Source organism: Bradyrhizobium sp. NBAIM03 (assembly GCF_020194055.1).
Lineage (GTDB): Bacteria > Pseudomonadota > Alphaproteobacteria > Rhizobiales > Xanthobacteraceae > Bradyrhizobium > Bradyrhizobium yuanmingense.
Genome location: NZ_JADYVS010000016.1, coordinates 88,825 through 108,884 on the forward strand (window position 1 = coordinate 88,825; position 20,060 = coordinate 108,884).

Annotated in this window: 16 protein-coding genes; 6 read left to right on the forward strand and 10 right to left on the reverse strand. The window is 64.1% G+C overall.

All coding sequences use genetic code 11. The features are described from left to right. Positions 1-12: 12 nt before the first annotated feature. The 4 genes from I6F21_RS23510 to I6F21_RS23525 form a co-directional block, all read right to left on the reverse strand. The gene (locus tag I6F21_RS23510) at positions 13-1,245 is read right to left on the reverse strand and encodes a glycosyltransferase family 87 protein (RefSeq protein ID WP_225183491.1); all 1,233 of its coding nucleotides are present in this window, start codon (positions 1,243-1,245) and stop codon (positions 13-15) included. 74 nt (positions 1,246-1,319) lie between these two features. Next, complete coding sequence (locus I6F21_RS23515) at positions 1,320-2,918, reverse strand: glycosyltransferase 87 family protein (protein WP_225183492.1); 1,599 nt, start codon at positions 2,916-2,918, stop codon at positions 1,320-1,322. A gap of 261 nt (positions 2,919-3,179) precedes the next feature. After that, a complete protein-coding gene (locus I6F21_RS23520; protein WP_225183493.1) occupies positions 3,180-3,650 on the reverse strand; it encodes a hypothetical protein in 471 nt (156 codons plus the stop codon). Positions 3,651-3,902: 252 nt separating this feature from the next. Next, positions 3,903-4,628, reverse strand: coding sequence for a hypothetical protein (locus I6F21_RS23525; RefSeq protein ID WP_157783956.1), 726 nt, complete (start codon positions 4,626-4,628; stop codon positions 3,903-3,905). Positions 4,629-5,064: 436 nt separating this feature from the next. Here I6F21_RS23525 and I6F21_RS23530 point away from each other — a divergent pair, with 436 nt between their 5' ends. Next, complete coding sequence (locus I6F21_RS23530; protein ID WP_225183494.1) at positions 5,065-5,745, forward strand: TetR/AcrR family transcriptional regulator; 681 nt, start codon at positions 5,065-5,067, stop codon at positions 5,743-5,745. 34 nt (positions 5,746-5,779) lie between these two features. On the opposite strand, the gene I6F21_RS23535 is transcribed toward I6F21_RS23530, so the two are convergent. The 3 genes from I6F21_RS23535 to I6F21_RS23545 all read right to left on the reverse strand — a co-directional run bounded on the left by I6F21_RS23535 (position 5,780) and on the right by I6F21_RS23545 (position 8,937). Continuing rightward, positions 5,780-6,691 carry a DMT family transporter gene (locus tag I6F21_RS23535; RefSeq protein WP_225183495.1) on the reverse strand — a complete coding sequence of 304 codons (912 nt, stop codon included), beginning with the start codon at positions 6,689-6,691 and terminating at the stop codon, positions 5,780-5,782. A 231-nt stretch (positions 6,692-6,922) separates the two neighbouring features. Then, positions 6,923-8,359, reverse strand: coding sequence for a pyruvate kinase (pyk, locus tag I6F21_RS23540; protein ID WP_036021924.1), 1,437 nt, complete (start codon positions 8,357-8,359; stop codon positions 6,923-6,925). Further along, a complete protein-coding gene (locus tag I6F21_RS23545; RefSeq protein WP_035998649.1) occupies positions 8,356-8,937 on the reverse strand; it encodes a DUF1036 domain-containing protein in 582 nt (193 codons plus the stop codon). Before I6F21_RS23545 ends, pyk begins: the two co-directional genes overlap by 4 nt. Before the next feature lie 153 nt (positions 8,938-9,090). On the opposite strand from I6F21_RS23545, the gene I6F21_RS23550 reads away from it, so the two are divergent. The 3 genes from I6F21_RS23550 (at position 9,091) to I6F21_RS23560 (ending at position 11,717) form a co-directional block, all read left to right on the forward strand. Then, a complete protein-coding gene (locus I6F21_RS23550; protein WP_035998652.1) occupies positions 9,091-9,396 on the forward strand; it encodes a DUF1244 domain-containing protein in 306 nt (101 codons plus the stop codon). A 195-nt stretch (positions 9,397-9,591) separates the two neighbouring features. Beyond that, positions 9,592-9,864 (forward strand): DUF2312 domain-containing protein, encoded by a 273-nt coding sequence (locus I6F21_RS23555; RefSeq protein ID WP_018641571.1) that lies wholly within the window; start codon positions 9,592-9,594, stop codon positions 9,862-9,864. Between the two features lie 86 nt (positions 9,865-9,950). Beyond that, positions 9,951-11,717: an adenylate/guanylate cyclase domain-containing protein gene (locus tag I6F21_RS23560; RefSeq protein WP_035998656.1), complete on the forward strand. Its 1,767-nt coding sequence runs from the start codon at positions 9,951-9,953 to the stop codon at positions 11,715-11,717. A 49-nt stretch (positions 11,718-11,766) separates the two neighbouring features. Here I6F21_RS23560 and I6F21_RS23565 read toward each other — a convergent pair whose 3' ends face one another. The 3 genes from I6F21_RS23565 to I6F21_RS23575 form a co-directional block, all read right to left on the reverse strand. Then, on the reverse strand, positions 11,767-13,374 hold the full coding sequence (locus I6F21_RS23565; protein ID WP_225183496.1) for a DUF882 domain-containing protein: 1,608 nt from the start codon (positions 13,372-13,374) through the stop codon (positions 11,767-11,769). A gap of 284 nt (positions 13,375-13,658) precedes the next feature. Further along, positions 13,659-15,827: a L,D-transpeptidase family protein gene (locus tag I6F21_RS23570; RefSeq protein WP_225183497.1), complete on the reverse strand. Its 2,169-nt coding sequence runs from the start codon at positions 15,825-15,827 to the stop codon at positions 13,659-13,661. 347 nt (positions 15,828-16,174) lie between these two features. Beyond that, entirely contained in the window at positions 16,175-17,671 is a 1,497-nt protein-coding gene (locus I6F21_RS23575; protein ID WP_036021934.1) for a sigma-54 dependent transcriptional regulator, read from the reverse strand. A gap of 127 nt (positions 17,672-17,798) precedes the next feature. Here I6F21_RS23575 and I6F21_RS23585 point away from each other — a divergent pair, with 127 nt between their 5' ends. Beyond that, positions 17,799-19,736, forward strand: coding sequence for a M3 family oligoendopeptidase (locus I6F21_RS23585; RefSeq protein ID WP_225183498.1), 1,938 nt, complete (start codon positions 17,799-17,801; stop codon positions 19,734-19,736). Between the two features lie 93 nt (positions 19,737-19,829). Continuing rightward, positions 19,830-20,054 (forward strand): AbrB family transcriptional regulator, encoded by a 225-nt coding sequence (locus I6F21_RS23590; RefSeq protein ID WP_027545558.1) that lies wholly within the window; start codon positions 19,830-19,832, stop codon positions 20,052-20,054. Positions 20,055-20,060: the final 6 nt, after the last annotated feature.

Genomic DNA, 20,060 nt, shown 5'->3' on the forward strand with positions numbered 1-20,060 from the left:
AGATGTCGCCACTCAAGCTAACGCTGGCGACGTCACTGACGAGGCTTGCTTTGATCTATCATTGGACAACCGCCACAGCAGACGAGCGGCGAACAAGGGGAGGATCAGTAGAGCAATCGGTATTTGCGCGAAGCCGAATGGAAACATCAGAATAGGCAGCATCCACAACGCAAGCGAAAGAATTTGATCGGCGAATGCTTCGTTTCCGCGCTGACGCAGAAGCGCGACAATCCATCCGAATACGACCATGTCGTAGTTCATGATCCAGGGTGAAAACAAGAAGGTGGCGGTAACGAAGAGCGCTAGTGAGAGGACCGGATCGCGCTTGCGCCAGAACGTCCAAACCACCGCACCGACGGCGCATACCGACGCCGCTCCTTGCACTACCCAGGCCAAATCAGCCGGAAGACCCGCAAGGCGGGCGTTGATCAAGGCTGAGGCAACGATCGGCCAGCCCATGATACCTGCCACGTCGAGCAGTTCGTGCTGTTGCGGCAAAACTTTATGCCAATATGCGATCCAGATTTCTGGCCCAAACCATGCTGCAGTCGCGGCGACAAGCGACACCGTCATGACGACGGCTGAACCAATGACTCGCCAGTGCCCTCCCAGCACCAGCACGATCGGAAGCAGGAGTCCGAGTTGCGGCTTGATAGTCAGCATACCAAACAAAATTCCAGCGAGTATCGGCCGCCGCTCGAGCTTTGCCAGACCGCCGATCAAGAGCGCAGCGGTCAAGAAGCCATTTTGGCCGAGGAATACGTTAACCGTGACGGCAGGTGCGACGGCCAGAAACACCCAGTATTTTCGTTCGACACCACATGATGTTGCCGCCCAAACATACAGGGCAAGCCCGGTGATGCACCACACAATGTACGACGGCAGAAAACCGAGCAAACCAAAGGGCCAAATGAAGAACAGAAGATGCGGCGGATACGACCAATACAGAGGTGCCAAATCGGGAATGCCGGTCACTTTCGCTATCGCAGCCATGTAGGCGCTGGAATCAAACCAGTCCGCAGGGCCGCCGGAAAAAGCCGATCGGCCGCCTATCCAAGTGTTCAGAAAATCTCGACCAACCGGAAAGCCGCCTGGGTCAAGTACGAACGATGGGAACGACTGGGCTGCTGCCAGTTGGAAGTCAAATATGACAACCGCCAGCAGAATGGCCGCAGCGACCACGGTGAGGGACGCGTAGATCCTTACTGATGCTGGATTGTCTGTGCCGAGCTTGCCATGACTCATTGTACGCTCAAAGGGTAAGGCCTCTGTTCGAGAGGCGCGATGGTTCTCAAGTTTGAGTTCCGCGCGGACGGCGACTAATGCGCAGTCCGCGCGATCAGCGGGCAACTTTCGATCACCGTGCCGGGGCGGGCGCCCTCAATGGTGACGCAGGGCCGGGAGCGATCGATGGTGAGCTCGTAGCGATCCAGCAGCGCGCTGCGGTCCGGATCGCCGCGCATGTGCAATTCGCGGACGCCGCCGGGCAGCGGCGTCTTCAGCCCGGCGCGAATGCGCTGGTCGAAGATGCCGCCGGGGACGATCGGCACGGCGATATCGGCGAGCAGGTAGAAGCGCGATTGGGAGGGCAGCTGCGGCGCGATATAGCCCAGTGGCTTGCCGAGGATGAAATAGGTCGCGGGCTGATCGAGCTCGTGGGCGATCTTCGGCCGGTAGACGTCGGACCAGGGGCGGTGCCACCAGTCCGCCGGCTGCGACCACGCTGCGATCGCGACTGCGAGCGTCAACGTCAACACGGCGAGCGGACGAGGGGACGCCGTCAGCGATGACGGTCCGGTGCTCGCGGCGAGGCGCGTGAGCAGGAGAACGATCAGCGGACCGCACAGGAGCTCCAGAACCACCACATAGCGCTGGATCGAGAACAGGCCGAGCCATGCGAGGTAAGAGGCCGCAAACAGCACCACCAGCTGCACGTCACCCCGGGTGAGGATCGCGCTCTTGCGCCTCGCGCGGACCCACAGGCCGAGCACGAGCAGGACCATCACCACCGCGAAGCGCGCGTCGCGGAACGGATGCTCCGCGCCTCGGTGGTCGCCGATCAGCCAGTAGAAGGGGTAGGCCAGTGCGTCGAGCACGCCATGAGGCATGAACTGCGCATCCATCAGGTTGACGCCGGCCACCTCGCTCGACTGGAATAGTGCATTGAACAGCGGGAAGATCGGATTGCCGGTGTCGCGCCACGTGATCAGGCACCATACCCCGCCGGTGAGCGCCGCGCCGGCCATTCCGCCGATGCCAAGAAGCGTGATCGCCCGCAGCGGACGCGCGGAGACGATCAGCGCCGCGGCAGCGCCGATCGCGTAGACGACATTGGTCAGCTTCAGCCCGACGGCGGCACCGATCAGCAATCCCGCGAGCAGGACGCAGATCGCCGGTCGGCGATCCGCCACCAGGATCAGAAGGCAGCCGCCGATCACGGGCAAGGCCAGCAGCACGTCGGAAAAGCTCGTGCCGACTTCCGAGAGCGTCATCGGACCCGAGGCAGCGATGACGACCACTGCTGCGACCGACGCGATGGTTGCGGCCTGGCGCAGCACCAGACGCGCGAACAGGCAGATCAGCGCAAGGTTGAGGCCGTGAACAGCGCCGATGATCATCAGCCCATAGGGCGCCGGCAGCACGTGGCGGAGATAGTAGACGGGGAAATAGACGAGCGGATTGAAGTAGGTCTGAAAGCCCGGCGGGACCACATCGACGCCATAGCGGCCGTTGAGAACGGCCCAGACATTGTATTCGTGGTAGTTCTGCCAATCCCAGTTGACGTCCTCTCCCATGGCCAGGGTGTAGAGCGCGCCTGCCAGCATCGAGCAGACGACAACGGCGATCGCTGCAAGCGCATTGCCGCGCTGCTTCGCCCTCCAGGACCGCCGCAGCCTGTCGGCCGCGGGAAGGGACATGACCTCTCGCGGATCGGAAGAAATCGCCGCGCGTTCCAGCATCAAGGCGCCATATGCGCCGGGAACATCACGAGCAGAGCCGGGTCGCTGAACCGCAGAAAGCCCGCTCGTGAAACGCATTGCCGAATTCCAATTTACAACCGTATGACTATGGATAGCCGTTAAAGTTGTATGAATCGATGCGGGAACTTTGCGTGATTGCACGTCAAAGTCGCGAGTAGTCGAGGGCTCGAATCGGTCCTCCGGGTCGACCTGCAGCGTTTAGGGCCTGATGCCCATGCGCTCGCGCTCATCGTTCCAGAATTTCTCTTCCCAACTCCGATACTCTGCCTCGCTCATCGGAAATCCGGCCAAATGCCAATGACCGCCATCGTCCGCGTACACGACGACAAAATAATCCCTCTCCAGCTCGGACTTGGTACGCGGCACCGGAATTAGGGAATGGGTTTGATCAGTTACTCCGAACGTCGCGTCGAAGACCGAGTCGACCGATGCATTTCCCTCTGGACTTCGAGAACCCTGAGGCTGACCGCGAGACGCTCCCTGAGAGAATCGTTCCCACGGCCTCCCGGTGGAAATCCGCCCACCCAGGCCGGCCGCAGTCCCCAGTAGCCGCACTCTCGCCAGCAGTACTTCCTTGGCCGTCGTGGGTAATGTTGACGTGCGAATATCGCTCGGAGGCTTATCGAGAAAGTACATAACGGGCAGCTCGGATCCGGCTGTGAGCAGCATCTTTCGTTCTCCTCTCCAAGATGAGCTTGCCGGGACCAAATGTGCCGCGAATCGGACTTGGAGGGTTTGGTTCTTGGTCGGCTGCTCGGCCGAAAAGATGGCTGTGGGCAACGCCAGAGCGAGAATGGCGCAGCTTGCTCCGCGTGCAGCGAGTTTGCGTCTCATGACGACGCACCATCAACGTTCATGTCGTCGGCACGGTCGCCCAGTCTTTCGTTTTCTTTGATTGTTGCTGCCGTGGAGAGGCGTCTCTTACCGCTGCGACTCTCTATGGAATTCCATCATTGTTCGAGGCGGGACTTCTTGACATTGCACGACAGTGCGAGGTCGCGCTGCATCGCCATCGATGCCTTCAATCGTGATGGTCTGGCGGCTTCTGCTCCATACGACCCGGCGGGGGACCTCGAAATTCATCGAGAGCGTGACGTCATCCTGGCCGGCATCGGTGACTTCACCGCGAAACCCTCTTCCCTCCTTGCCACGCTCGAAGAGTGCTTGTTTCGAAGCTGCATCCATCGTGAAGTACACAGCGCCCGTGTGTTCACAGCGTACAGAGATCGGATTCAGAATGGGATCGCGAACCCCGAAGCTCAAAATGCTTCTCGGGGGCGTGACAGTGCACGGATGGGTTAATGTCGGCCGAAAGGTGGGGTCGTCGAGTCCCGGCCAAGTCATCGTCTTCTTGTTGCTATCAAAGATCAGGCCGATCCGACCTGGACGAACGCGCAGCATGAATTCGATCTTTCCATCGTTTTTGGAAATGATTTCTCCAGAACGTGTAGTGATGCCGAAATTTGTTTCGAGGTCTATCGGCGGCGTCTCAAACACGACAGCTTTGGCATCGACGTCGAACGTCGCGAAGTAGAGGCGGGCGGGAATGCCGCCTTCACACCGCACCGAAAATAATTCACCGGCTGCCGCGCGGTCTGGCGTCGGCATCAGAAAGAGAATGAGCGCGAGGCCCAAGAGCCGCTTCATGACGCACGCTCCGTTCGTCCATGAGACTGTCCACCGCAGCTTGAGAGCGCCGAGTCTTTCGAGGCTTCGAAAACTGCCTGGCAGTGAAGATCGATGCCATCAGCACACTGCACCAGGCGCGCGTCAACGTCTGGCTGCGAACAGGATAAATGAACCTATAAGTATATGATCGTAGCGCAATCCAGCCGGAACACTCACAGGCGAAACACCGACCACTGAATTCACATTGTGCGATCCAAGCCCTCCAAGAATACTCGTTCAGTCTCTCGATCGGTTCGTTTGACGCCCCCGTCCGCCCACCATGACGCCCCACGCATTTGCATCTTGTCATTCACCCTGAATAGTTGTTCAGTCCTTGCGGGGCGATTTGCATCTATTGCGTGAGAAGCGTTCGGCCGCAGGGCGTGCGGCCGGCGTGTGGGACAGGAAGCGCGCCATGGTTTATCGGCGGACGCATCAAGTGGTAAAGCGCCTTGCGGCGCGGCGCAGCGCCATACTGGCGGCGGCGCGGGAGGCGGCGGCGGAAGGCGGGATGGCGGCGGTGCAGATCGCGCCGGTCGCGGTCCGGGCCAATGTCGCGGCCGGCACCGTCTACCGCTATTTCCCCTCCAAGGCCGAGCTGATCTCCGAGCTCATTGCCGAGGTCTCCCGCGACGAGCTCGCGGCGATCCGAAGGGCGGCCGATGCCGCGCCGGGGCCGTCCTCGGCGCTGGCGGCCGCCGTGACCACGGTGGCGGTGCATACGTTGTCGCAGCGCAGGCTGGCCTGGGGCATCCTGGCCGAGCGGGTCGATGTCGATGTCAGCGCCTCGCGCCTTGCCAGCCGGCGCGAGATCGCCGGCGAGATCGCCTCCCGGATCGACGCCGCCGTGCGTGCCGGCCATCTGCCGGCGCAGGACACCGCGCTTGCGGCCACCGCCTTGCTCGGCGCGCTGCATGAGGCGCTCGTCGGCCCGCTCGCGCCCGACAATCTCGATGATCCCGTCAAGATGCGCGATGCGGTGCAGACCGTGACCCTGCTGGCGCTGCGCGCCGTCGGCGTCATGGACGCTCGTGCCCGCGGCCTCGTGGTGCAGCAGACGCTGCTGCCGACGACCAAGGCACTGGTCGGCGCCTGAGCCGACCCGCCACCGGGATCGCCCGGGCTCGCTGTTATCCTGCTACATCAGCATTTTCCCGGCCGGACTGATCAACCCCGGTGGGACGCTTCAGAAGAATGAGCCCGGCGGTCACAATGAGGACGGCTCCGGCGATCGTGGAGCCTTGCGGGATATCCTTGAAGACAAGATAGCCGATGGCTGTGGAACCGAGCAGTTCGAGATAGACCAGCGGCGACAGGGTGGACGCTTCGGCGAAGCGAAATGCCGCGATGGACAGGACATGAGTGACAGCAGAGAGCGCACCCAAAGCCAGAAAGAACATGACAGCGTCCCAAGCCGGTGTGGTCCAGGTCAAGATGGCTTGTGGCGTCAGGAGCACCATGCCGACGACACACTGGAAGGCGAGCGTCTTGACGGGATCGCTGACCAGAGAAGCCTGCCGCGTTGCGATCAGATAGAGCGCGAACGTTAGCCCGGCGCCGAGCGCCAGCAGGATGCCGGGCTCGATGTCGCCGTCCGGGCGCAGAATGACGATGGCGCCGGTGAAGCCCAGCGCCAGGCTCGCGATCTTTCGTTGCGTCAAACGCTCCTTCAGGACCATGGCGGCGAGCGCGACCGCGATGACCGGCCCCACGAAATAGGCGCTGACGGCTGTAGCCAGCGGAACGGTCGCGATGGACAGGAAGTAAAGTGTCATCCCGGTGACGAGGAACACCGTCCGCAGCATATGGGAGGCGCGCCGTTCGGCGGGAAAGATCTCTCCTTTGTACCTGATCGCGGCCACCGGAAGAACGACGGCGCATGCCACGGCGTAGCGCGCCCAGGCGATGAAGAACGGCGAATGATCGGCGCTCAGATATTTGGCGATGCCATCGACCAGCGGAATCGAAAGCATCGCGGCCGCCATGAGCACGATGCCCAGCGTCGGGCGGGCGCGGGCTTCGGATTCTACGGTGGTGGCCATATAACCGGTTCCTAGCGATAGCGGCCTGGTGCAGCAGACGCTGCTGCCTGCGAACACGGCGCTGGTCGGGACCTGAAGAAATCGCGCCGCGAGCCAAAAGGCGACCTGATCGCGCTCAGGCCATTGCCCGAGCGTGCCTTTTCGCAAAACCCCGGCAAGACCGGCCAGAGTGGCCGGCTACTGTGCATGGGGTTGTTTTTCGACTTTTTGTTTGGCCGCCCCCGGCGGGCCTCACATGTTGGCGTCGCCCTCGGGGCCGACCGAGGCGATGCGCACCATGTTGGTGGTGCCGGGGATGCCGAGCGGCACGCCGGCGACGATGATGACGCGCTGGCCGGCGCGGACGAAACCGTCGCGGAAGGCGATCTGGCCGGCGCGGCTCACCATGTCGTCCTGGTCGCGCGCGTCCTCCGCCACCACGCAATGCACGCCCCAGGCGACCGCGAGCCGGCGGCCGGCGGTGATGTTCGGCGTGATCGCCACGATCGGCGGCTTCGGCCGCTCGCGCGCCACGCGCACGGCGGTCGAGCCCGATGAGGTCCAGCAGATCAAGGCCGGCAGGTCGAGCGTCTCGGCGATCTGCCGCGCGGCGTCGGCGATGGCATCGCCCGCGGTGGATTCCGGCGCCGGACGTTGGGCCATGATCACCGAACGGTAGGTCGGATCGCGCTCGACCTCCTCGCCGATGCGGTTCATGGTCGAGACCGCCTCGACCGGGAATTTGCCGGCCGCCGATTCCGCCGACAGCATGATGGCGTCGGCGCCCTCATAGACCGCGGTGGCGACGTCGGAGACTTCGGCGCGGGTCGGCACCGGCGACTGGATCATCGATTCCAGCATCTGGGTCGCGATCACCACCGGCTTGCCGGCGCGGCGCGCCATCCGCGTCATCTGCTTCTGCAGGCTCGGCACCCGCTCCAGCGGCAGCTCGACGCCGAGGTCGCCGCGCGCCACCATCAGCGCATCGGAAGCCTCGATGATGTCGGCGAGGCGGTCGATCGCCTGCGGCTTCTCGATCTTGGCCATCACGGCGGCCCGGCCGCGGATCATCTTCTTGGCTTCGATGACGTCGTCGGCGCGCTGCACGAAGGACAGCGCGATCCAGTCGACGCCGGTGACGAGGGCGGCCTCGAGGTCGGCGCGGTCCTTGGGCGTCATCGCCGAGACCGGCAGGTCGGTGTCGGGCAGGCTGACGCCCTTGCGGTCGCTCATCTTGCCGCCGACCACGACACGCGTCACCGCATGCTCCTTCGAGGTCTCCTCCGCGATCAGCCGCACCTTGCCGTCGTCGAGCAGCAGCGCATGGCCGGGCCTGAGCGCCGCCAGGATCTCCGGATGCGGGAGCTGGACGCGCGTGGCATCGCCGGGCGTCTTGTCGGAATCCAGCGTGAAGGTCTGTCCGTTCTGGAGCTGGATCGCCCCTTCGGCAAAGGAGCCCAGTCTCAGCTTCGGGCCCTGCAGGTCGACCAGGATGCCGATCGGCCGGCCGTAGCTGCTCTCGACGTTGCGGATCGTCGCCACCAGCTCCCGCATCTTGTCATGCGGGGTGTGGCTCATGTTGATGCGGAACAGGTCGGCGCCGGCCTCGAACAGGCGGCGGATCATCGCGAGGTCTGAAGAGGCTGGTCCCAGGGTCGCGAGAATCTTGATACGGCGAAGGCGCCTCATGGCTTATTTCCAGACGGGGGTGGCAGGCCGGGCGAGCCCGGGGGCGTAGCACCGGGCGGGCTATTGGGCAAACCCGGAACGCCGCCCGGGCCCACCGGGCCGGGCAGGCCAGGCACGCGCTGCTGCGCCGGCTGTTCGTTGGCGTCGGTCAGCTGCACCGTCCAGGCGCGCTGCTCGCCGGTGTCGACCTCGAAATAGCCGGTGCGGTCATAGCCGCGGGCCAGGCAATCCTCGGTGCCGCGGATGGTGAACTCCTTGTCGCGGGAGCACATGAAGGCTTGGCCCGACCATTCGCCGCCGCGGTCGTAGTCGATGGCGTAGATGTAGTAGTACCGGGCGACCAGCGTGCCGCGCAGCAGCGTCTCGCAGGAACGGGACGAGATGTTCCACCAGCCCTCGGTGGTCCAGCCCTCGGCGTCCTTGTAGCCGAGCGCGATCCCGACCCGGCTCGACGTGTTGTTGCAGAGGCGGAAATCGGCGGAGGCCGGGCCGGCGTAGAGGCACGCCAGGGCGACCACCAGCACCGGGACCAACCGGGCGAGCAGGTAAAGCGGGGAGCGGGGAGATTCGGCAGTCATTGTCGCGGAAGCTATACCAGATCATTGACGATTTGGCGTTGGGCCGGGGGCAGCCGGGCAGTGGCCCCTTTGCGCCGCGATATGGCAAAATCTGTGACAAGACCCACCTGATCCCGTAACCCTGCCCCGGAACGGACCTTGAGGAAGACAGCCATGGCAATCGACGACAAAACCAGAACGGAGCTCGAGGCGGCCGCTTTTCGGCGCTTGGTCGAGCATCTGCGGAGCCGCACCGACGTCCAGAACATCGACCTGATGAATCTGGCCGGCTTCTGCCGCAATTGCCTGTCCAACTGGCTCAAGGACGCCGCGGACGCGCAGGGCGTCGCCTTGAGCAAGGACGAGAGCCGGGAGGCCGTCTACGGCATGCCCTATGAGACCTGGAAGGCGAAGCACCAGGGCACGGCCACGCCCGAGCAGCTCGAGGCGATGAAGAAGGTCCATCCCCACGGGCATTGAACGGCCCATCGCCGAGCCCTGAGTCGCACCACACAACAGCTTTCTATGCGTCGGCGCAGGAAGGTGTGGGCGCGCTGTGGACGAGCGTGATGCTTGCTTGAACGCTGGGAGCGCCGACCCTAAGGGTCTACCCAGCACGCGCGGTGAGGGATGCCGGCGTCACCTCGTTTTGCCAGTTCCATTGGGAGTACCAAGATGGCCACCTCCGCCGCCGTCCGCGACGACGAGCCCGCGACGAAATTCGCCAAGGACCAGCTCAAATCCATCATCGAGCGCATCGAGCGGCTGGAGGAAGAGAAGAAGGCGATCTCCGACGACATCCGCGACGTCTATGCCGAAAGCAAGGGCAACGGCTACGACGTCAAGGCGCTGCGCACCATCGTGCGCCTGCGCAAGCAGGACCCCAACGAGCGCGCCGAGGCAGAGACCATCCTCGAGACCTACATGCAGGCGCTGGGGATGCTCTGAGGCGCCCCGCCCGGTCGGCGTTGCAGCGCACCAAGCTTGGGCAAAATCTCGGCATCTGCTAGGTTGCTCGGTGAAGGGACCGAGCGATGGATGTGCCGGGACCAGAGCGCAGGCTTGCCGCGGTTCTCGCTGCCGACATGGTCGGCTTCAGCCGGCTGATGGAGGTCGACGAGGCCGGCACTCTTGCGCGCCTCAAGACCCATCGTGTCGAGCTCATCGATCCTGCCATTGCCAAGAATCGCGGCCGTATCATCAAGACGACCGGCGACGGCATGCTCGCGGAATTCCACAGCGTCGTCGATGCCGTGCTATGTGCGGCCGAGGTTCAGCGCCGCATGGCGCGGCGCAATGCCGACGTCCCGCCGCCGCGGTGGATCCAATTCCGCATCGGCATCAATCTCGGCGACGTCATCGTCGATCAGAACGACATATTCGGCGATGGCGTCAACGTCGCGGCGCGGCTGGAGACGCTGGCCGAGCCCGGAGGAATCTGCGTCTCCGGCGCGGTGCGCGATCAGGTCGGCGACCGGCTCGACGGCGTTCAGTTCGACGATCTCGGTGAACAGAGCGTCAAGAACATCGCCCGTCCAATCCGCATCTTCCGCATTCGGCTGGCGGAGGGGCCCGCAAGCCTGCCTGACGGGTCCAATCGTGCTCTGACGCCGCCGGGTGTTTCGAAGAAGCCGTCCATCGCCGTGCTGCCGTTCGCCAATATGAGCGGCGATCCGGAGCAGGAGTTCTTCGCTGACGGTCTCACCGAGGACATCATCACCGAGCTTTCGCGCTTCCACGACCTGCTCGTCATCTCCCGCAACTCGACGTTCGTCTACAAGGGAAAGGCCGTAAAGGTCCAGGACATCGGCCGTGAGTTCGGAGTCGACTATGTCATCGAGGGCAGCGTTCGCAAGGCCGGCGAGCGCGTCCGCGTCACCGTGCAGCTGATCGATGCAGAGACCGACCGCCATATCTGGGCCGAACGTTACGACCGCGAGCTCCGGGATATCTTCGCCATCCAGGACGAGATGACCCGCGCGATCGTGGCGACGTTGCCGGGGCGAGTAGAAGCCGCAACGCACGACCGCACCAAGCGCAAGCCGACCGACAACATGCCCGCTTACGAATGCGTGCTGGCTGCAAAGCTCCTGCATCATCGATCAACCCGCGACGACAACGCTCAGGCGCAGACGCTGCTCAACCGTGCGCTGGCGATGGATCCGAACTATGCCCACGCTCATGCCTGGAAGGCATGCGTGCTCGGTCAGTGCTGGATCTATGGCTGGTGCGCCGACCGCGAGGCGACCTTCGAGCAGGTTGCTTCGGAGCTGGAAATTGCGTTGGCGCTCGACGACAACGACGCGGACGTACACCGAATTCTCGCCGCGCTGAATCTGACGCGACACGACTACGAAAAGGCCACCTATCACCAGGAGCGTGCACTCGCCCTCAATCCGAACTACGACCTCGTCGTCGTGCAACAGGGAGAGCTTCTGACCTGGCTGGGCCTGCCGGAGGAAGGCATCGACTGGATCAGGAAAGCGATGCGTCTCAACCCCTATCATCCCGAGCGCTTCTGGAGCCATCTGGGCCGCGCCTATTATTGCGCGGAGAAATACGCCGAGGCCGCCGAGGCGTTTTCAAGGATCACGCGCCCCGACTATACCCATCATGCGTTCCTGGCGGCGACATTCGCGCAGATGAAGAACGCGATCGCGGCCGGCGCTCACGCGGCCGAGGTCTTGAAGCGCGAACCGGGATTCTCGGTGGCAGCTTATCTTGCGACGCTGCACTACAAGCGCGAGCCCGACCGGCAGCGTCACGAGGCCGGCCTCATCGCGGCCGGCTTGCCGGCTTGATCAACCCCGGGCAAGGACGAACAGAGAGAGCTTTGCTGGTACAGAGGACTCAGCGCAGCGCGGCGGTGCGCACGACGAACGACGTCGTCTCGAGCTTTGCGGTCGCGCTGCCCGAGAAATTGTCGCAGGACAGGCCCTGCATCGGGTCGTCGGAGAAGCCCATCGCGATCACGGAGCGCGGCTTGACGAAATAGCCGCGCAGCGCCGCGGTATCGAGCTCGCCCATCAGCGTCACCGACATCGCGTGGCTGGCGCTCGGCGACAGCATCACGATCTTGAGCCAGATGCTCTCGCCCTTGGCCGCAGACAGGCGGGTCGCGGTTGCGACCCTGCCGTCGACGCTCTTGCCGACCACGCTGTTGATCTCCGGCGCCTGAGCCACGCTACGGGGGCGGGTGGTGCGCGGGATCGGCGCCGAGGCGGCGACGACATTGCCGCGGTCGACCGGGGACGCCGCCGGCGCGTAAGCCAGGGCTTGCAGGGCCGCGTTGGACACGCTCGCGGTCGGTTGCGGATCGGTGGCCGCGGCCAGCGCCTGGCGCGCCTTCAGCGCGGCGACCTGCGCCGGCGTCGCCTGCTGCGGCGTGGCCGGAACGTCATCCCAGAAGCCGCGCGCATTGATGATGTCGGCCGGGGTCTCCGGCTTTCCGTCAACAGGCTTGCCGGAAGCGGGCTTGTCAGCCACGGGCGCGGGCTTCGGCTTGGGCGGCGCGACGATCTGCGCATCGGCCGACGCGAGCTGGATCGCGGCGGCGATCTGCGGCTTGGCGCGCGGCGTCGGCACCGGCTCGGCGGGCTTGGCGGCGGCTGCGACGACGGTCGGTGCCGCCGGCTTCGCGGCCGGGGCGGGCGCGCCCTCGTCATCCTCGTCGCTGGCGGCCGGAGCTGCCGGCTTGCTCCTGAACAAGGCTGCGAAGAAATTCGGCTTGCTGCCGGCATCATCGCCGTTGCCGCGCCGCTCGATCTCGGCCTTGGCGAGCTCATAGTTCTTCAGCGGCACGCCATCGGTCGGCAGATGCACCGTCTTGCCGTCCGGGAAGACGCGGGCGAGCTGGTCATGCGTCATCCGCGGCCAGTGCCGGACGCTGCCGGTGTCGAGGTGCACGAAAGGCGAGCCGGATGTCGGATAGAAGCCGACCCCGCCGCGCTGCAGGCGCAGGCCGGCGAAGCGGATCTGCTCCAGCGGTACGCCGGGGATGAAGAAGTCTATCGCATGGCCCAGCATGTGCTGGCTGGCGCGCGCCACGCCGGAGGAGCGGCGGCGGAGCATGGCGTTGGTGGCGGGGGAGCGATAGGAGGAGATGATCTGAATCGGCTGCTTGCCGTCGACGTCCCGATAGACTTCCCAGAGGATGTCGAACAGGCGACGGTCCATGACCGTCTGTTCCTGGGTACGCCAGTCGCGCAGGAAGTGGTTGAGCTGCTTCAGCGCCGCCTCGTCGTAGCGCCCGTCGCGCTTGAAGGTGACGGTGAGGTCTTCGCCGGAATGGGTGTGGTGGAACGAGAGCGTCTTGGTCTCGTTCAGCGCGGCGGCGTCATGAACCGAACCGGCGGCCGCAAGCAGCAATGCAGCCGCAAGGCCGATCCGGGACCCGGCCTTCACGCCCGCATGGGACAACGACAGCACAGCAAGTTGGCGTGCGAGACCAGTCAGCACGTATGAGCCCACCCAGTCGACGAGCGTTCAAATGGACTCTCCCGCCAACCCCGTTAGCAGCGCGAAAGAGGATGAACGCTTTCTTAAAGCGAGAAGGTTAATTTAAGGTTGACCTTCCCGCCCCCAAACCAAGTCAGATTACGATCCTAACCGGTTGACTGTGGCAAAAAAACGCCCGCCGCCCCATCGCAGGTCGCAGCATGGTTAACGTCAACGACCCCATCCTGGGGACGGGGTCGCTGATTTCCTTGCAGAATTTCAGGAAAACGAGTGCGGGACGGGCGTCAGCGGGTAAACACCCGCTGCTGTTGCGGACGGCGGCCGACCGGTGCCGGCGGCACGGCCTGGGTGGGCGCCCCGAACAGCCGCTCGAAGAAGTTCGGCCCGGACGAGCCGAAGCCGCTGCCGTTGTTGGCCACGGCCACTCCGGAGGGCAGCGTCGTTGCCGGACGCGAATAGCTCGGCTGGGAATGCGCCACGACGGCCTCGAGGTCCTTGCCGCGGTTGTTCTTCAGGACGTTGATCATGGCCGCGTCGCGGCCATAGACGTCCTTGCGGAACTGCAGCTTGCCGGCCTCATCCACGAACGCGGTCTGATAGGTGATGTTGACCGGGATTGGGGTCGGGAATTTCAGGTCGATCTCGCTTTTGCCGTACATGCTGCGGATGCGCTCCGGCGTGTACTTCTCGTTCGGCATGACGATGTTGAGCAGAACGGAGGCGTACTGATCCGGATTCTGCACGCGCATGCAGCCATGGCTGAAGGCGCGCTCTTCCTTGGCGAACAAATGCTTGTCCGGCGTGTCGTGTTGATAGACGAGGAACTTGTTCGGGAAGTTGAAGCGGATGCGGCCGAGCGCGTTGGCTTCGCCCGGCGGCTGCGAAATGTGCACCGAGCCGTCGCGGTTTTGCTCAAGCCTCAGGCCCATGCGTTGAAGCACGGTCGGGTCCTGCTGCAATGCCGGCAGGTACTCGTTGTAAACGATGGATGGCGGCACATTCCAGGTCGGGTTCACCGTGATGTACTTCATCGTCTCGGTGAGGAGCGGGGTGGCTTGCTTGCCCGGCTTGCCGGTGACGACGCGTGTGGTCCAGACCTGCTGGCCGCGTTGCATCACTTTCAAAGTGAAATCGGGAATGTTGAGGATGACATAGGCGTCACCCAGCGCCGGCGCGCCGAGATCGCGCGGCAGCCAGCGCCAGCGCTCCATGTTCACCAGCACCACGTCGATCTGCTTGTCGCGCTTGGGGGTGTTGAGCGCCTTGACCGTCTTGTCGTCTAGGATGCCGGTCGGCTTCAGCTCGGCGCCGGTCTGGAACTTGCGCACGGCTTCGGCGACCGCAGCGTCGTAGCGGGTGTCGCTGGCATTCTCGGCGAGGCCGAGCTTGGCGCGCAGTTGCGGCACGCGCGGATCTTCCACGACGATCTCAGCCTGCTTCTTGCCGGCAGGGGTGTATTTCAGCGCAGGGCCGTCGGCGATCTCGATCACCGGACCGCTGCCCTGGCCGCGCAGCTCGGCGAGCTTGGCCTTCAGCTCCTTGTAGAGCTTGTGCGGCGGGTTGTAACTCTCGAGCGCCGCGGAGGCGTCCGCCGCCGTCGTGATCTTGGCGAGCACTTCGCCGGGATCGACCGGATGCTCGGGATAGAGAATGTCGCCGCCGGCCTGCGACCAATGCATGCGGCCGCTCTGGGCGTGGCGGGCATAGTCGAACATGCTGGCGGTGAGCTTGAGCTCGGCATCAGCCAGCGCATCGGGGGTCGTGGCGGCGAAATCCGGCACCGGATAGTCGGCGGGATTGAGACCGTCGGACGCCGCGTCCTTGAGCCGTGCGATCACGCCCTTGGCCGCAGCAGTCAGGTTGCCGCCTTGCGTCCAGACCGGCGCGAAGTCGCGCGCGCCATAGAACTTCTCAATCGCTGCACGCTCGTTCTTGCGGTCGAAATGGCGCGAGGTCTTAGCGCCGATGATGTCCTTGAGCTTGTCCGCGACCGGTTGGTCGGCGGTGGGCACGTTGCTTGCGGCCTTCACCGGTTCGGCGGCCGGTGCTGCGGGAGCCGCCGGCGTGGCCGTTGCGGTGTCGGCCTTGGCCGGCTCGGTTTTCGCAGTCTCGCTCTTCGGCGCTTCCGGCGCGGGTGTGGTGGCAACGTCGGAGGGCTTGGTCTCCACCTTGTCCGCCGTGGGCGCGACGTTCACCTTGGCGGAATCCCTTGCGACGTCCTTCGTGGAATCCTGCACCGTGGCGGTGGTGTCGAGCTTGATGTCGGCTGCAGTCGGGGGCGGGACGTTTGCCGGTTCGGGGCGCGGGATCGCGGCTTCGATCGCGAGTTCCGCGGCGCTGCTGCGCGGCAGATCCTGCGCCAGGGCCGAGCTGGCCGACACCGTGAGGAAGGTCGCCGCGACCGTCATCAAGGCACGGTCAAAGCCCACACGGTGGTTCAAACAGTCACGCATTGTGTCGCACCCCTCGGGTGAACTGTTCCTTCATGGAACAGCTCGTTATCGCTTATTGATGTTTCGGCTAAACCGCGCCGGCCTCTCGAAAGTTGCACGCCTGCACGCAACGATTCTGACGCAGACGATATACAGGCCCCGATTTTGCGGCCAGCGCTGCCCGGGGCAACTCACGACAAACTGACTTCAAGGGAGCCTCTTGGCAACGGATTGTACGCTTCTGCCACGCGCTTTTCCCTCTGGCTGTCACTTCCAAGTCACGGTTCAAATCGCAGACGAATTCCGTCGTCACGCGAACGGCTTAGAGCGATCTCGCACCGCCGCGCGAAGCTTCGTTCGCACTGGGCTCAATGCGTCTCCTCGCCGCTTTTGCCGCCATGCCCGGGAACCCCGGCCTCGTCGAGTTTGCGGTAGAGCGTCGAGCGGCCGATTTTGAGTCGGCGAGCCACTTCGGACATCTGGCCGCGATAATGCGAGATCGCGAAACGGATGATCTCGTTCTCCATGTCCTCCAGCGGGCGGACATCCCCGGTCGCAGTGAGCATAGACAGCGTTCCCACCGCGGGGAGCGGGGCGATTGGTATTTCATTACCCGACACTACGGAGGGCGTCGCCGCCGGCTCGAGCAGCAACGGAGCGGTCGGAATATCCGTGACGGGATGCGCCTGCGAGGCGAGCAGAGGGAAGTCGCCGAGACCAAGCTGGTCCCCGTCGCTCATCACCACGGCGCGATAGACCGCGTTCTCGAGCTGGCGGATGTTGCCGGGCCAGTCGAGCTGGGCAAGATGGGCCACCGCCTCGCCGCTGATCCCGGTGATCGGGCGGCTCTCCTCGGCGGCAAAGCGCGCGATGAAATGCCTGAGCAGGTGCGGGATATCCTCACGCCGCGCGCGCAGCGAGGGGATCGTCAGCGGCAGCACGTGCAGCCGGTAGAACAGGTCTTCCCGGAATTGTCCCTGCTTCACCCGCTCCAGCAGCTTGCGATTGGTGGCCGAGATGATGCGGACGTCGACCTTGAGCGGCTTGCGGCCGCCGACCGATTCCACGGCGCCTTCCTGGAGCGCACGCAGCAGCTTTACCTGCGCCGTCAGCGGCAGCTCGCTGACCTCGTCCAGAAACAGCGTGCCGCCATGAGCCTCGACGAACTTGCCCGTGTGCCGCTCGGTGGCCCCGGTGAAGGCGCCCTTCTCATGGCCGAACAGGATGGACTCGACGAGGTTGTCGGGAATTGCGCCGCAATTGACCGCAACGAACGGCTTGGCCTTGCGCTCGCCGCTGCCATGGATGGCGCGCGCGAACATCTCCTTGCCGACGCCGGACTCGCCCTCGATCAGCACGGGGATCGCGGAGTTTGCCGCCTTCTGGGCGGCGCGCATCACGCCCGTCATCGCTTCGGAGCGGGTGATGATGTCGGAGAAGGTGAGCCGTCCTTCGCGGCTGTGACGGATGCGCTGCAATTCCCCCTTGAGCGCGGACGTGTTGAGCGCGTTGCGAAGCGAGACCTGGAGCCGCTCGACGCCGACCGGCTTGACGACGAAATCGGCCGCGCCCGCGCGCATCGCGGAGATCACGTTGTCGATACCGCCATGAGCGGTCTGCACGATGACGGGGACGCTCAGGCCGGCTTCGCGGATCTTCGCCAATACGCCCATGCCGTCGAGGCCGGGCATGACGAGGTCGAGGATGACGGCGTCGATGGCCGGTCCGTCGGGGGCAGTGAGGGCGGCAATTGCGGCGTCACCGGAGTCCACGACGACCGTCTCATAGCCGCATTTCTGCACCATGTTCTCGACCAGCCGGCGGGCTACAGCGTCGTCGTCGGCGATCAAAATACTGGCAGCCATGGTGTTCCCCGCACGCTACTACTATCTGTCTCGAATCGGGGCACTCTGGCCGAAGCCGATTAACGCACGCTTAAACCTTGATGCCCCCGCCTGCCGCCGCGATTGTTGAACACAGGTTTCCCACACAATGAATTCGCGCTCCAAGTCCGCCTTGAACAAATCTGCCTTGAACAAGTCCGCTCTCAAGAAGTCCGCTCCCGGCAAGCCCGCTCTCCGCAAGCCAAGCACCAAAAAATCCGCCCCCAAGGCAAGGCCCTCCAAAGCTGCACCCTCCAAAGCTGCGAGCAAGACCGGCAAGCTTCCGGAGTGGAACCTGGCCGACCTCTATTCCGGGATCGAGGCGCCGGAGGTGGCGCGCGACCTCGAGAGAATGGATGCCGACTGCGTCGCCTTCGAGACGGACTACAGGGGCAAGCTGGCGACAGGGACAGCAAACGAAGATGGCGGAAAGTGGCTCGCCGAGGCGGTGCGACGCTATGAGGCGATCGACGATCTCGCCGGCCGTCTCGGCTCCTATGCCGGGCTCGTCCATGCCGGCGACAGTGTGGACCCTGCGATTTCAAAGTTTTACGGCGACGTGTCCGAGCGGCTGACGGCGGCGTCCACGCATCTGTTGTTCTTCGCGCTCGAGCTCAATCGGATCGATGACGATATTTTGAATCGCGCGATGCAGGCCGCCGAGCTCGCGCACTACCGTCCCTGGATCGAGGATCTGCGCAAGGAGAAGCCGTACCAGCTCGACGACAAGCTCGAGCAGCTTTTCCTGGAGAAGGCGCAGACCGGCTATTCAGCCTTCAACCGGCTGTTCGATCAGACCATCTCCAGCCTCCGCTTCAAGGTCGGCGCCAAGGAGCTCGCGATCGAGCCGACGCTGAATCTGCTGCAGGATCGCGACGGCGCCAAGCGCAAGAGCGCGGCGCAGGCACTGGCGAAGACCTTCAAGGCCAATGAGCGCACCTTTGCGCTGATCACCAACACGTTGGCCAAGGACAAGGACATCTCCGACCGCTGGCGCGGCTTCAAGGACGTGGCCGATTCCCGCCATCTGAACAATCGTGTCGAGCGCGAGGTCGTCGATGCGCTGGTCGCCTCGGTGCGCGCAGCCTATCCGAAACTGTCGCATCGCTATTATGCGCTGAAAGCGAAATGGTTCGGCAAGAAGCGGCTGGCCTATTGGGACCGCAACGCGCCGCTGCCTTTCGCGGCGACCGATGTCATCGCCTGGCCGGAGGCGCGCAGCATGGTGCTGACGGCCTATCGCGGCTTCTCGCCCAAAATGGCCGATATCGCCGAGCGCTTCTTCACCGACCGCTGGATCGACGCGCCGGTCCGGCCGGGCAAGGTGCCCGGGGCGTTCTCGCATCCGACCACGCCGTCAGCGCACCCTTACGTTCTCATGAACTACCAGGGCAAGCCGCGCGACGTGATGACGCTCGCGCATGAGCTCGGCCATGGCGTCCATCAGGTGCTCGCGGCAAAGAACGGCGCGCTGATGGCGCCGACGCCGCTGACCCTGGCGGAGACCGCGAGCGTGTTCGGCGAAATGCTCACCTTCAAGCGGCTGCTGGCCCAGACCAAGAGCGCGAAGCAGCGCCAGGCGCTGCTCGCCGGCAAGGTCGAGGACATGATCAACACCGTGGTGCGGCAGATCGCGTTCTATTCCTTCGAGCGTGCGGTCCACACCGAGCGCAAGAACGGCGAGCTCACCGCGACGCGGCTCGGCGAGATCTGGCTGTCGGTGCAGGGCGAGAGCCTCGGGCCGGCGATCGAGATCAAGGCGGGTTACGAGAACTACTGGATGTACATCCCGCACTTCATCCATTCGCCGTTCTACGTCTACGCCTATGCGTTCGGCGATTGTCTCGTGAACTCGCTCTATGCGGTCTATGAGCACGCCACCGAGGGCTTTGCCGAACGCTATCTCGACATGCTCGCCGCCGGCGGCACGAAGCACTATTCGGAGCTGCTGCGGCCGTTCGGACTCGATGCCAAGGACCCCGAGTTCTGGGACGGCGGGCTTAGCGTGATCGCTGGGATGATAGACGAGCTGGAGGCAATGGGCTGAGGCCGTTCGCGCTTGCCGGTGCGTAAAACATCTGTTGAACTCGCTCTGTGGCGATGTTATACATGTGTATAACGCGCTAAAGATCGGCCGGCCATGAAGATCGAGATCAAGAAGATCGGCAATTCGGACGGGCTGTTGCTTCCGCGCGAGCTGATGCAGCGGCTCGATCTCAAGCGCGGACAGCAATTGCATATTGTCGAACTGCCCGGGGGTGGCTTCCAGGCGCTGCCCTATGATCCGGACTTCGAACGGACGATGGAGATCGCCGACGAGGTCATGGACAAGTATCGCGACACGCTCGCCGCGCTCGCAAAATAGTGGCGT